General features: G+C 55.8%; 11 protein-coding genes and 1 pseudogene. 5 read left to right on the forward strand and 7 right to left on the reverse strand.

Annotation, left to right across the window (positions count from 1 at the left end):
* Positions 1 to 212 (reverse strand): IS66 family insertion sequence element accessory protein TnpB (tnpB, locus tag CUN63_RS16400; protein ID WP_256657529.1); only part of this gene is annotated, 212 nt, incomplete at its 3' end.
* Between the two features lie 58 nt (positions 213 to 270).
* Here tnpB and CUN63_RS16405 point away from each other — a divergent pair.
* From CUN63_RS16405 to CUN63_RS16425, 5 genes and pseudogenes are all read left to right on the forward strand, one after another.
* Complete coding sequence (locus CUN63_RS16405; RefSeq protein WP_178082663.1) at positions 271 to 615, forward strand: hypothetical protein; 345 nt, start codon at positions 271 to 273, stop codon at positions 613 to 615.
* A 1-nt stretch (position 616) separates the two neighbouring features.
* Positions 617 to 4,027, forward strand: a complete 3,411-nt coding sequence (locus CUN63_RS16410) for a DEAD/DEAH box helicase family protein (protein WP_129440848.1) — start codon at positions 617 to 619, stop codon at positions 4,025 to 4,027.
* 58 nt (positions 4,028 to 4,085) lie between these two features.
* Positions 4,086 to 4,850 (forward strand): ubiquinol-cytochrome C chaperone family protein, encoded by a 765-nt coding sequence (locus CUN63_RS16415; protein ID WP_129440850.1) that lies wholly within the window; start codon positions 4,086 to 4,088, stop codon positions 4,848 to 4,850.
* On the forward strand, positions 4,843 to 5,766 hold the full coding sequence (locus CUN63_RS16420; RefSeq protein ID WP_129440852.1) for a hypothetical protein: 924 nt from the start codon (positions 4,843 to 4,845) through the stop codon (positions 5,764 to 5,766). Before CUN63_RS16415 ends, CUN63_RS16420 begins: the two co-directional genes overlap by 8 nt.
* Positions 5,767 to 6,118: 352 nt before the next feature.
* Positions 6,119 to 7,161, forward strand: a pseudogene (locus tag CUN63_RS16425) (IS110 family transposase).
* A gap of 405 nt (positions 7,162 to 7,566) precedes the next feature.
* On the opposite strand, the gene CUN63_RS16430 reads toward CUN63_RS16425, so the two are convergent.
* The 6 genes from CUN63_RS16430 to eutC all read right to left on the reverse strand — a co-directional run bounded on the left by CUN63_RS16430 (position 7,567) and on the right by eutC (position 12,358).
* Positions 7,567 to 8,319, reverse strand: a complete 753-nt coding sequence (locus CUN63_RS16430) for a S24 family peptidase (protein WP_129440854.1) — start codon at positions 8,317 to 8,319, stop codon at positions 7,567 to 7,569.
* A gap of 223 nt (positions 8,320 to 8,542) precedes the next feature.
* On the reverse strand, positions 8,543 to 9,070 hold the full coding sequence (gene ppa / locus CUN63_RS16435) for an inorganic diphosphatase (protein WP_028620880.1): 528 nt from the start codon (positions 9,068 to 9,070) through the stop codon (positions 8,543 to 8,545).
* Positions 9,071 to 9,183: 113 nt separating this feature from the next.
* Positions 9,184 to 9,996 carry a zinc-dependent peptidase gene (locus tag CUN63_RS16440; protein ID WP_129440856.1) on the reverse strand — a complete coding sequence of 271 codons (813 nt, stop codon included), beginning with the start codon at positions 9,994 to 9,996 and terminating at the stop codon, positions 9,184 to 9,186.
* A gap of 6 nt (positions 9,997 to 10,002) precedes the next feature.
* A complete protein-coding gene (locus CUN63_RS16445; RefSeq protein ID WP_129440858.1) occupies positions 10,003 to 10,659 on the reverse strand; it encodes a DedA family protein in 657 nt (218 codons plus the stop codon).
* 294 nt (positions 10,660 to 10,953) lie between these two features.
* Positions 10,954 to 11,415, reverse strand: a complete 462-nt coding sequence (locus CUN63_RS16450; protein WP_095130795.1) for an N-acetyltransferase — start codon at positions 11,413 to 11,415, stop codon at positions 10,954 to 10,956.
* A gap of 118 nt (positions 11,416 to 11,533) precedes the next feature.
* Positions 11,534 to 12,358: an ethanolamine ammonia-lyase subunit EutC gene (gene eutC, locus CUN63_RS16455; RefSeq protein ID WP_165353255.1), complete on the reverse strand. Its 825-nt coding sequence runs from the start codon at positions 12,356 to 12,358 to the stop codon at positions 11,534 to 11,536.
* Positions 12,359 to 12,362: the final 4 nt, after the last annotated feature.

Genomic DNA, 12,362 nt, shown 5'->3' on the forward strand with positions numbered 1-12,362 from the left:
AGGCGCTTGAGCCAAAGGCAGAAGCCGTTGCGCTCCCAGTACAACACTTTGACGCGGTTGCGGTGGCGATTTAGAAAGACGAAAAGCACAGGGTCGAACACCGCAACTTTGATGTCCAGTTCGACCAATGCAGCCAGGCCGTCGATGGACTTTCGAAAATCGACAGGCTTTGGGTAGAGGTACACTTTTTCAACGCTGGCATTGGGACGCATCATGGTGATGGGCTCCTGATGGAAATCGGGAGCACAGCATCAGCCGTCAGCTATCCGCTTGGAATGTGGAGTTCATGGAGCGGATACGATCAAAACCTGCCTGCAAAAACAGATAAACCTGCTGGAAGCCTTGGGCCGCGACAACCCAAAGGTCAACGAATACGCGCTATCGAGCATCTGCGATCAGCTCCCCCATTGGCCTCACGCCAAGGTGCGCAATGCGCTGAAAAGCCTCTATGGTTTCACCTGTGACTATCCGGGCATTCGCCATGGCGGAAAACCCGGCAGCGTAGAAGGCAATATAGAGATGCGCGATATGCTGGCACTTTGTATCCTGTTCACCGGATTCACTCCGTACCTGACCGACCGGTTAGACGTGGCCGCCATATTTCAAGGACGTTGATATGAGTAACTTTGCCTTCCTGCGCACTGAATGGCCCGGCCTCCATGCCGAAGCGGTCAAGGCCGAGGCCAACGTCTTGGCGGACCCACGCTCATCCTGCTTCTATGCCCGGCGCACGCTGGAGTTGCTGGTGGCATGGTTGTTCCAGGCCGATCGCAGCCTGAAGCTGCCATATAAAAGCGACTTATCGGCGTTCCTGTTTGAACCAAGCTTCAAGACCCTGACCGGGCCGATGCTCCACGCCAAAATGGAAGTCATCCGCAAGCGCGGTAACGATGCTGTGCACAGTGCCCGTCAGGTTCGCGAGCAAGACGCCCAAGCCGTGCTCAGCGAGCTGTTTCACGTGGCTTATTGGCTGGGGCGGCATTACGCACGCAGTACGGCGGGTAAACCGGATGGCGCGTTGCGCTTTAACCCGGCGCTGTTGCCAAAGCCGGCAGTAACAGCTGCGACTCAAAGTCTGGCTCAGTTGCAAAAACTGGAAAGCGAACTCGCCCAGCGAGACGTCGCACTCGCTCAAGCACAAAAGAAAAATGCTGCTCTGGATCAAGAGCTCGCTTCGCTGCGCGCTGATGTCGCCGCTGCGAAAGTGGCCAATGCGGTTCAACCCGATACCCACGATTACAACGAAGCGCAAACCCGCGACCTGTTTATCGATCAGTTGCTGCACGAAGCAGGTTGGCCGCTGGATGCCGCCCGTGATCGTGAGTTTGAAGTGGCGGGCATGCCGAACACGCAGAGCCAGGGCTTTGTCGATTACGTACTCTGGGGCGACGACGGCAAGCCAATGGCTCTGATCGAAGCCAAGCGCACTCAGCGCGATGCCCGAGCCGGGCAACAACAGGCCAAGCTGTATGCCGATTGCCTGGAGTCGATGTACGGTCAGCGACCACTGATTTATTGCACCAATGGTTACGAGCACTGGCTATGGGACGACACCTCGTACCCGCCGCGTTTGATTCAGGGCTTCCATAAGAAGACCGAGTTGGAACTGCTGATTCAACGCCGTAGCAGCCGCAAGGCCTTGGGGCCGGCGACGATTGATCCGTTGATTGTCGAACGACATTACCAGCTCAGGGCCATCCGCCGCATCGGTGAAACCTTCGAACAGGATCGTCAACGTAAAGCCTTGGTAGTCATGGCCACCGGCGCCGGCAAGACGCGCACGGTCATTGCCCTGAGCGATTTGTTGATGCGTTGCAATTGGGCCAAACGCATTCTGTTTCTGGCCGACCGCGTCGCATTGGTCAATCAGGCGGCTAATGCCTTCAAAAGCTTTTTGCCTAGTGCCGCCCCCGTGAATTTGGTTACCGAGAAGAACACTGAAGGGCGCATCTACGTCTCAACCTATCCGACGATGATGGGCCTGATCGATGAGAAGCAGGACGGACAGCGGCGCTTCGGTGTGGGCCATTTCGATTTGATCATCATCGATGAGGCTCACCGTTCGGTGTATCAAAAGTACCGGGCGATTTTTTCCTACTTTGATGGGTTGCTGGTGGGGCTGACCGCTACGCCTAAAGACGAAATCGATCGAAACACTTACAGCCTTTTCAACCTCGAAAGCGGCGTCCCGACTGACGCTTACACCCTGGAAGATGCGATTGCCGAGGGTTATCTAGTCAAGCCTCGCGGGGTCTCGGTACCGCTGAAGTTCCAGCGCGACGGTATTAGCTACGACCAACTTTCTGAAGATGAGAAAGATCAGTGGGACGAACTGGAGTGGGGCGAAGAGGAAGAAGTACCGGATGAGGTGAGCGCCGACGCGGTTAATCGTTGGCTTTTCAACACCGACACCGTAGACAAGGTGTTACAGACCCTCATGGAGCGTGGCCACAAAGTGGCGGGTGGGGATCGTCTGGGTAAGACCATCATCTTTGCCAAGAACAACGCTCACGCGCAGTTTATTGCTGATCGCTTCGATGAGAGCTACCCCGATAAGAAAGGTGCCTTCGCTCGGGTCGTTACCTACAAAACTGAATATGCGCAGTCCTTGATTGATGATTTCTCAATCAAGGACAAGGCACCGCACATCGCGATTTCGGTGGATATGCTCGACACCGGGATTGATGTGCCAGAAGTGGTCAACCTGGTGTTTTTCAAGATCGTTCGCTCCAAGGCCAAGTTTTGGCAAATGGTTGGGCGAGGCACGCGGTTGTGCAAAAACCTCTTTGGCCCAGGACAGGACAAAGAAGACTTCTTCATTTTCGATTTCTGCCAGAACCTCGAGTATTTCAATCAAAACCCTGAACCTACCGAGGGAACGCTGAGCGAACCGTTGGGGCAGCGCTTGTTCAAAGCACGTCTGGAAATGCTGGCGGCGCTGGATCGGCGGCGTAACAGCGTCGAGCTCAAGGAGCCTCAGGGCAGTTACTCGGTGGTGTTCAGCGATGATCAACTGCGTGAAGACATTGCCTTGTCGCTGCATGAGCGGGTGTGCTCAATGACACTGGACAACTTCGTTGTTCGCCCTAAACGACGTTGGGTCGAAATCTATTCCGCTGCGGGCATTTGGAAAGACATCGGCGAAACTCAGCTGCGCGAATTGGCCGACCATGTTTCAGGTTTGCCGACCACATTGGCGGAAGAGGACGAGGAGGCCAAGCGCTTCGACCTTCTGTTGCTGCGATTGCAGCTGTGCATTCTCAACGCGGAACCAGGTTTTGCCCGTTTGAGTGAGCAGGTTCAGGAGTTGGCGCAAGCGCTGTTGGGTCAAACCAACATTCCGGCGATTGTCGAACAAGTGCTAATGATCGAAGCCGTGGCGGGGCAGGAGTGGTGGGAAGACGTCACCGTTTCGATGCTGGAACAGGCTCGTCGCAAGTTGCGCGGTTTGATCAAACTGTTGGAAAAAGGGCGCGGGGTTACCGTCTATACCGACTTTGAGGATGAGCTGGGACAGGTCGAGGAGATCGTTATGCCTTCGATGGTGAACCCTGCGAGTTTCGAACGTTTCCGCGAAAAGGCCCGTGCTTTCCTGCGAGCACACCAAGACCATTTGTCCTTGCAGAAGCTACGACGCAATCAACCACTGACGGCTTTGGACCTTGAGGCTCTAGAGCAGATGCTGGTCGAAAGTGGTGCCGGTGCAGGGGAGATTAATCGGGCGAAAGAACAGGCCAAGGGTTTGGGGTTGTTCATTCGCTCCTTGGTTGGTCTGGATCGCGATGCTGCTACTAATGCGTTGTCTGGTTTCTTGGCTGGAAAAGCACTCAGCGGCAGCCAAATCGAATTTAGCAACCTAGTGATCCAGCACCTCACGGAACACGGGGTGATGAATGCGGATTTGCTCTACAAATCACCTTTTACGGATATCACACCCAGTGGACCGGAAAAGTTGTTCGAGCCAGGGCAGGTCGACGAGCTGTTTGCAGCGCTGCAAAAAATTGAGGCCAGTGCTCGCGTTGCTTAATGCAGGCGTTCATAAAGCCAGTTTTTAGTATGGATTGACAGTTTAAAGGAGCTGCACGATGACTTCGATTTCGACCGGTGATGTGATGGCGAATGCTTCGAACGAGGATCTAAAACCCTTGGTCGAATACATTCTCAAAGCAAGCACGACTGAAAGCCTGTCTGGCAAAGATATCTATAAGTCTCACAATCCTGATCATCGTCGTTATGCCAATGAAATCCTGGATGAGATCCGTCTGTTCGGTGGTAATAGCTTCGTCAACCTCTTCCGCAGCAACGGCCCCGATTACCACGAAGTAGTAAAGGACGTAGCTCAGAAGTTTGGCGTTAAGGACGTTGATTCCTTCGGCCTGGTTCAACTCGAAGAGGAGTTGATCCAGAAGATTTTGCGCGATGCGTTGAAAAAAGCTGAAGGCAAAGAGCGAGCCGATATGGAGGCCATTCTCAAGGAAGCGGGGCTCGGTAAAAGCGACTTAAGTGCGCTCTTGTCTGGTGCCTCTCTTTTTACCTTGTTAGGTGCCAGGGCCGCTGGAGTGGTGACCTACCAAGTATCGACAATCGTGGCTAGCGCGATGGCCAAACAGCTTCTTGGCTATGGCATAAAACTCGCCGCCGGCGGTGCCGCAGGTGCGGCTCTGGGACGTGGTGTGGCCGTTTTCATGGGGCCAGTCGGCTGGATTCTCACGGGTGTCTGGACTGCGATTGATCTGGCTGGACCTGCTTTTCGCGTGACAGTGCCTTGCGTGCTACATATCGCGATGCTTAGACAAAAAATGATGTGTGCTCAGCTCAGCTCGGTATTTGAGGGTGCTTTCGATGATTGATTTGAGCATTGTTTTCAAAGTGCCCGAGTGGCTGGCTATCGGACTTGAGTCAGGAGAACTGGAACGCGTCGGTGGGGTGATCAGAGACAAGGTCACGAAAAAGGTTATTGCCTGGTTGAGGGAGGGGGACTCTGTCAGTACCGAGCCGCCGTCAGATATCCTCAATGGACAATTATCGAAGTTGATGATGCAAGGCCAGATGCTGATGGGACTTCAGGTTGCCAACCTGGTTGTGAGCGCCGTTGGCTTTGCCATGATTTATCGGAAGCTACAGGGAATCGAACGGCAGTTAAATGTGATCGGCAATGCTGTAAATGATGTAAAGGCTAAGCAAGAGTGGCTTGAGGAAAAACAGTGGCTTGCTCATTTTGCCCCTGTGAACGCTGCGATGGGTACGCTTGCTGAGTTGGGTAATTACAGTTCGAATGAAGTCGTTCAGCACAAACTACTGACTGCTGAAAATCAGTGCTCTGTTGCTCAGAGTTACTTTCATGGTGTGGTCCGAAAACTGACAGCAGATAAAAGAGAGTATCTGCACGCGTTTGAGCTATCCATGAGCTATAGGTCATGGTTGGCGTCTGGGCAAGGTCGGGTTCAGGCGTTATCGGAGCTGGGTGAGCAGAAAGCTGCACTGGGCGTCGCCCAGAAACTCACAACCGAGCACGCCGAATTTGGTAAGACTCTGACGGCTATTTTGAGTGATCCACTGCGGCGTTTCGTGCCTGGAAATTATGACCAAGAAGCCGGTGCGAATTTAATAGGTCTTGCCGATCAGGCAGCGCAGGTCCATCAGGTATTAAAGGGAAATGTGCTTCAACTGGATTTCATGCATGAGAACAAGCTGCTTCCGTCTGATTTGCCATCGGCTGACGAGCTGGATCAGCGCGGGATGCTGATCTATCTCGCTAATCGTTGAGGCTCACTTTTTCGCAGACATTAAAAAGCCGGCTTGTGGCCGGCTTCTCGGGGACTGGCTTGGATCATTTTTGGTAAACCGCGCCAGCCTTCAAAACGTACACCCGGATCTTGCGTCCGGCTGTGGGACTTGGCGAGAAAGTCATCTGCCTTGTCGGTGCGATTCTCCGCCGCGGGGCGGGTCGATGCGCAAATGTGGGGCGCAGCATACTGATTTTTTTGCGGAATTCCCAGTGTGGCGTGCGCCCTAGAGCGATTGCGGTTACGTGTAATTGGATGGACTCGCCCAAGCCGAGGCGTCTGCGCGCCACGGTGGCATTCTTATAGAAGCCAACGACAGCGAGGGCGAGGCCATGAAAAAGCATACGACGATCAACCAGTCTTTGTCAGCCGAGGCGGCGGCATGCACCACAGTTGCGGTGGATCTTGCCAAAAGAGTCTTTCAGCTGGCCGGGGAGGATGCCCTCGGTCAGGTGTTGTTCGAGGATCGAATCAAGTCACGTGAGGCCTTTCAGGCATTTCTTCATAAGCTTCCAGCGAGCGTGACGGTGTTGGTGGAAACCGGGCCAGGCGCTCAGGCATGGGCGCGATTGCTGCAAACGCAGGGTAATCCAGTCCGCATCCTGCCGGCCCAGCATGTTGCCAATCATCGCAGCGGCCCGAAAAATGATCGCAACGATGCATTGGCTATCTTGCGCGCAGGCCGCGATAGCAAGATCTCAGCCGTACCGCTCAAGAGTGCAGCGGCGCTGGCGATGCAGGCTCTGCACAGGGCCCGGCAGGGATATGTACGGCGACGCACTGCGGTCGGCAATCAGATGCGCGGTTTACTGCTGGAACACGGTGTGGCCATGGCGCAGGGTGAAATAGCGATCAGCCAGCTCGAGCCTCGGATACTGGAAGATGCCACCCAGCCGTTGCCCGATTTGCTGCGCGAACTGATCGCCGAACTGCTGGGCGAATGGAGTCAACTGGGCGAACGCGTCAACGTGCTGACCGGTCGGCTGGAAACAGCCGCGAAGGCGGACGAGACGGCTAAGCGGCTGATGACGGTGCGCGGTGTTGGCCCGATCATCGCCACGGCGCTGTTGGCCAAGCAGACCGAGCCTAAACGCTTTGCCAACGCCCGCTTGTTCGCCGCCTACTTCGGGTTGGTGCCCAGTCAGCACAGCAGCGGGGAGAAGGTCCGGCTGGGCAAGATGAGCAAGCATGGCGATGCTTACTTGCGCAGCCGGACGACCAACGTCTCCTGCGTTGGATATCCCGTCTGGGTCGCAAGGAGGCGGCGGTGCGATTGGCCAACCGCAACCTGCGCATCCTCTGGGTGCTACTGCAAAACGACCAGACTTATCGTCGCCAGCCGGGCACTGACCAGGAGGCTGCGATGAGTCACTGATAACAGAGTTCTGCCACCGGGGCGTTAAGCCGCTCCAACCCATGCTAAGAACATTGACCCCAGGTCAGACCGTCGCGGATTGATGCCTAAGCTGCTACTGGCCCTTGAGGCCTTACTGTAATCGGCATACCGCGAGCTTACCCAATGTTGGCCAGAAGCCGTTGAAGGCTTCCTCGAACAGGCCTCATACATAGATGCAACCGGGTAGCAGTGTTCAAAAGCGGGTTGAACGCGGGGGCGAGTCCATACATAGGAGCTGGCGAAGCCTGCGTCCGGCTGCGCAGCAGTCGTGAATCCGGTATCCGCGTGTACCTGAAACACCGGGTTAGATGGTTTTACGACTGCTGCGTCCGAACGCGGCCCGAACCGGACGCAGGCTTCGCCAGCTGCTACAAAGTTATGTGTTTACAGAAAAGGTACGGGTGGCCTGCGTTTATTCAGGGTCGACCACCAGAACACCCATCCCAGAACCCTTATGTTTTGTTCTTCGATTTGCGGAGGTCTGAAGACTTCATCCGGATATTCGGAGCTGTTGTGGCTGCGCATGCGTATCGCGTTGCCTGGTACCCGGCTCAGGTATTTGATGCGCAACATGCCGTCGTGCTCGATTGCGTAAATCTCTCCGTCGACAATTTGCGTGAGCCCGCGGTCGATGGCGACGATGGAGCCATCTTCAATTTTTTCGGCCATGCTGTTGCCAACCATGCGGGCGCAGATGGCATCGGCGTGGTTGATTTCCAGGGAGTCAAGATCGCTGCGCGGCAGGCGGATCGATTCGCTAGGGTCTTTGATGACATGGGTTTTGTCGGAGCCGGGGGCGGTGGCCGCTTCTTTGTAAAAGGGTAGTTCGATATCGACTGGGTCGATGACCCGATAGGTGCCCCGGATTGACTGGGCGTCGAAGGTGTTGCCGGATGCGTCGACCAGATGCAATGCCCTGGCGTCTTGCGGTCCTTCGCCGGTTTTCAGCCATTCAGTGTTCACGGACAGTCTTCTGGCGACATCTTCCATGCGGTAGTCAGGAACTCCGCGGGTATACCAGTTATGGACAGTTTGAGGGTCGGAAATACCCAGGAATTCGGCAAATCTCGTTGTCGTGATTTGTAGCTCTTTCAGGAGCATTCTGAATCGTGGGCCGCAGGTTTTGTTCTTTTTCATAAACACGAGTCTAGCCGTGCTGCATAAGGCTTTGATTCAACAAAACGTTCAAATCTGGCGTGAAATTTAAGTCCTGATGTAAGACGTCTTTTGTAAAAATTAAACAAGAAAAAACCGGTTTGCCCGCCAGTTAAATGTGCTGTTGAATATGATATTCAAACGCCCACAAAAAACCCCGGATCAACCGGGGCTCTTCGTTATAGCCGTCCGTGAGAGGCGGTTATCAGCCTTTATAGGCAGCAACCGACTTCATGATCTCGGTGCGAGCGGCTTCTGCGTCGCCCCAACCTTCGATCTTCACCCATTTGCCTTTTTCGAGGTCTTTGTAGTTCTCGAAGAAGTGCTTGATCTGTTCCAGCAGCAGAGGTGGCAGATCGGTGTATTCCTTCACATCGACGTACAGCTGGGACAGCTTGTCGTGTGGGACTGCGATGACTTTGGCATCGCCGCCGCCGTCGTCGGTCATGTGCAGGATGCCGACCGGACGGGCGCGGATGACCGAACCTGGAGCAACCGGGTAAGGGGTCACGACCAGCACGTCGAGGGGGTCACCGTCGTCAGCCAGGGTGTTCGGGATGAAACCGTAGTTGGCCGGGTAGAACATCGGGGTGGCCATGAAACGGTCAACGAACAGGCAATCGCTGTCTTTGTCGATTTCGTATTTGATCGGGGCGTGGTTGGCCGGAATCTCGATCGCGACGTAGATGTCGTTCGGCAGGTCTTTGCCAGCCGGAATCTTGCTGTAGCTCATTGGGCGGTGCCCCCGTTAGTTGACCAAAAACACTTGGCCGGATTGACCAAAAAGTGGCGGCGATTATAGGCATATTCCGCCGCCGTTGCTATGTACCAGAGGTCGTAGAGACCTTAGTCGGGTGCCTGATAGACCGGGTCTTCAGCCAGAAGTTGCCGCAGCCGGGCCAGAGGGTCCTGACGATAAAACAGCTTCAGCTGCTCATACACCAGAGGATACGCCTCGTGCAGCAAATCCGGGGCGCTGAAGAAGTATTCGCTGGTGACCGCGAAGAACTCAGCCGGGTTTTCCGCAGCGTACGGGTCGATGGTGGTTTCAGCGTCGGGATTGCGATCCAGTTGTCGATCAAGGTCGTCGTAGGCTTCTTGCATGACCTTGGCCCAGTCGCTGACCCGCATGTCGGCGTGCAGCGGCGGCAGGCCGTTGGCGTCGCCGTTGAGCATGTCGAGTTTATGCGCGAGTTCGTGGATCACCAGGTTGTAGCCTTCCCAGCCGCCGCTGGCCATCACGCCAGGCCAAGCGAGGATGATCGGGCCTTGCTGCCAGGCTTCGCCGCTGTGTTCGCCGTCCCATTCGTGCTCGACACCACTGGCATCTCGATGGCGCTGTGGGCTGAGGAAGTCGTCGGGATAGAGGACGATTTCGTGGAAACCCTGATACCAGTTCAGATCGCCCAAGTGCAGCAGCGGCAGTTGCGCTTGAGCGGCGAGCAGCAGGCGTTGCTCCTGGTGGAGCTCGACGCCGGGCAGGGCGGTCAGGTGTTTGTCCTGGAGGAACAGCACGCTGGCTTCACGCAGCCACCGGTCTTCAGCGGCGCTGAGGCCATCGAGAAAACTCAAGTGATGACGCACCCGCTGCCACATGTCGTCGGCAATCGGGTGTTTGGCCAAGGTGCGCCGGCGACGCCAGGCGCTAAGGGACCACATGGTGAATCAGCGCGATTGAGCTTTGGACGCGGCGTTAGCAAGGCGACTGCGGATCATGCCGATGATCATCGGTACCAGCGACAGCAGGATGATGCCCACTACCAGCAGCGACAGGTTCTTTTTGATGAACGGTACGTTGCCGAAGAAGTAACCGAGGGTCACCAGACCGCCCACCCAGAGGATCGTGCCAAAAACACTGAAGGCGAAGAAACGCGGGTAGGGCATTTTGGCCACGCCGGCGATAAACGGTGCAAAGGTGCGAATGATCGGCATGAAACGCGCCAGCGTCACCGTTTTACCGCCGTGCTTGTCGTAGAAATCGTGGGTTTGTTGCAGGTAGTCGCGGCGGAAGATTTTCGAGTTCGGGTTACTGAACAAACGCTCGCCGGCCGTTCTTCCGATCAGGTAGTTGGTGCTGTCGCCAAGGATTGCCGCCAGCATCAGCAGGCCACCCAGCAGCACCGGGTCCATGCCGCCGCCGGCGGCTACTGCGCCAGCAATGAAAAGCAGGGAGTCGCCCGGCAGGAATGGCATCACGACCAGGCCGGTTTCGCAGAAGATCACCAGGAACAAAATGGCGTAAATCCATGGCCCGTAGTTGTTTACCAGCAAATCGAGGTACACATCGAGATGCAGAATAATGTCGAGCGGGTTGAAATCCATGTGGGGCACCTGTGGTGATAGTCCGACTCAGCAGACCTGTGCGATTGACTTCATGTAAGGCTACAAGCGGGTGTAGTTTTTCTTACAAGCCGGGAAGCTCGGGATTATACGGGCTGAGAAGTGAAAAACGCGTTGAGTTTGTAGCGGGGGATGTCTAGGGATCCACACAGGTTGGAGTGGTGCAATCGATTCCTGTGGGAGCGAGCTTGCTCGCGATTCAGGCACCTCGTTGTATCAGTCATACCGAGGAGAAGCTATCGCGAGCAAGCTCGCTCCCACAATGTTCGATGCGGATCAGAGCTCGTCGCTGATCGGCAACACGTAGTTCTTGAACTCGGTGTCTTCCTTGAATCCGATGGATTCGTAGGTTTTCTGTGCGACTTCGTTATTGCTGCTGGTGGAAACGCGCATGCGTACAGCGTTGGTTTCCTTGGCCATTTTCTTCGCGGTGCGGATGAGGTTGTCGGCCACCAACTGGCGGCGGGCCTCTTCGGCGACGTAGATGTCGTTGAGGATCCACACGCGTTTAAGCGAAAGGGACGAAAAGCTCGGGTACAACTGACAGAAACCCATCAGTTTGTTGCTGTCGTCATCGGCCAGGGCCAGGTAGATCACCGACTCCTTGCGACGCAGGCGCTTTTCAAGGAACGCCCGGGACGAGTCCGGATAGGCCAGGGAGCCATAAAACTCGCGATATTTGACGAACAACGGGGTCAGCAGGTCCAGGTGTTCGAGGGTCGCTTGAATAATCCGCATGGTAGGTCTCGTCTTCAAGTGGCTGTCTTCACGTACTCTGACGGCGAACGGTTCTCACTCGGGCAGCCGTGCGTCGATCCTGCCTGAAACTGGATCAGAAACGCAATGCGGAAACGGTTCAGGCATCCGGCAGACTCAGTAGGAAATTACCTTTCATGTCCGCTCCTGCGTCCGACTCCAGTGTCAGAACCTGTGCTTCGTCCTTCAGATTGACCCCTGACAACTGCCGCCTACAGGCTTCGCGCATCAAATACAGCAAACGGTGTGCTGCCATGCCGTAACTCAGGCCTTCGAGTCGGACATTGGAAATGCAGTTGCGATAGGCATCCGTCAGCCCGACCTTTGGATTGTAGGTGAAATACAGCCCCAAGCTGTCCGGGGAACTGAGGCCAGGGCGTTCGCCGATCAGGATTACCACCATTTTCGCACCCAGCAGTTCGCCGATCTCGTCGGCTACGGCGACCCGACCCTGTTCCACCAGAATGACCGGTGAGACGGACCAACCGTCATTCATAATCTGGTCTTCCATCCGCGCCAGAAACGGCAGGGTATGGCGATGAACGGCCAGCGCCGACAACCCATCGGCAACGACAATTACCAGATCGACACCGCCGGGATTGGCCAATGCGTAATCGCGCAGTGTCTGCGCCGACTCATCACTCAGCTTTCGCCCCAAATCGGGGCGTTGCAAGTAACTGTTCCGGTCCGTAGCGGCGCTGTGTAGCAGCAAACTGGCACGCCCGCGTTCGGCCAGTTGTGAGCTGAGCCCCGCATGGTCGAACGGCAAGTGCACAGCATCCCGGGCCTGAGCGTGGGCGTACTGGAAATCCAGCTGCGCGCTGGTCGGCATGCTGGTGCCGGTTTTACCCAGGGCGATCCGCGCTGGCGTCAGGCGACGCAGTTCCAGCAACGGGTTCTGTGGATCAACGGGTGGTTTATCCATTTCA

It is taken from the genome of Pseudomonas sp. ACM7, assembly GCF_004136015.1.
GTDB classification, from domain to species: domain Bacteria; phylum Pseudomonadota; class Gammaproteobacteria; order Pseudomonadales; family Pseudomonadaceae; genus Aquipseudomonas; species Aquipseudomonas frigoris.

Excerpts from the sequence above, each read along its gene's own strand:
- CUN63_RS16410 (WP_129440848.1), top strand. The coding sequence starts at position 617 with ATGAGTAACTTTGCCTTCCTGCGCACTGAATGGCCCGGCCTCCATGCC.
- CUN63_RS16415 (WP_129440850.1), top strand. The coding sequence starts at position 4,086 with ATGACTTCGATTTCGACCGGTGATGTGATGGCGAATGCTTCGAACGAG.
- CUN63_RS16420 (WP_129440852.1), top strand. The coding sequence starts at position 4,843 with ATGATTGATTTGAGCATTGTTTTCAAAGTGCCCGAGTGGCTGGCTATC.
- CUN63_RS16430 (WP_129440854.1), bottom strand. The coding sequence starts at position 8,319 with ATGAAAAAGAACAAAACCTGCGGCCCACGATTCAGAATGCTCCTGAAA.
- ppa (WP_028620880.1), bottom strand. The coding sequence starts at position 9,070 with ATGAGCTACAGCAAGATTCCGGCTGGCAAAGACCTGCCGAACGACATC.
- CUN63_RS16440 (WP_129440856.1), bottom strand. The coding sequence starts at position 9,996 with ATGTGGTCCCTTAGCGCCTGGCGTCGCCGGCGCACCTTGGCCAAACAC.
- CUN63_RS16445 (WP_129440858.1), bottom strand. The coding sequence starts at position 10,659 with ATGGATTTCAACCCGCTCGACATTATTCTGCATCTCGATGTGTACCTC.
- CUN63_RS16450 (WP_095130795.1), bottom strand. The coding sequence starts at position 11,415 with ATGCGGATTATTCAAGCGACCCTCGAACACCTGGACCTGCTGACCCCG.
- eutC (WP_165353255.1), bottom strand. The coding sequence starts at position 12,358 with ATGGATAAACCACCCGTTGATCCACAGAACCCGTTGCTGGAACTGCGT.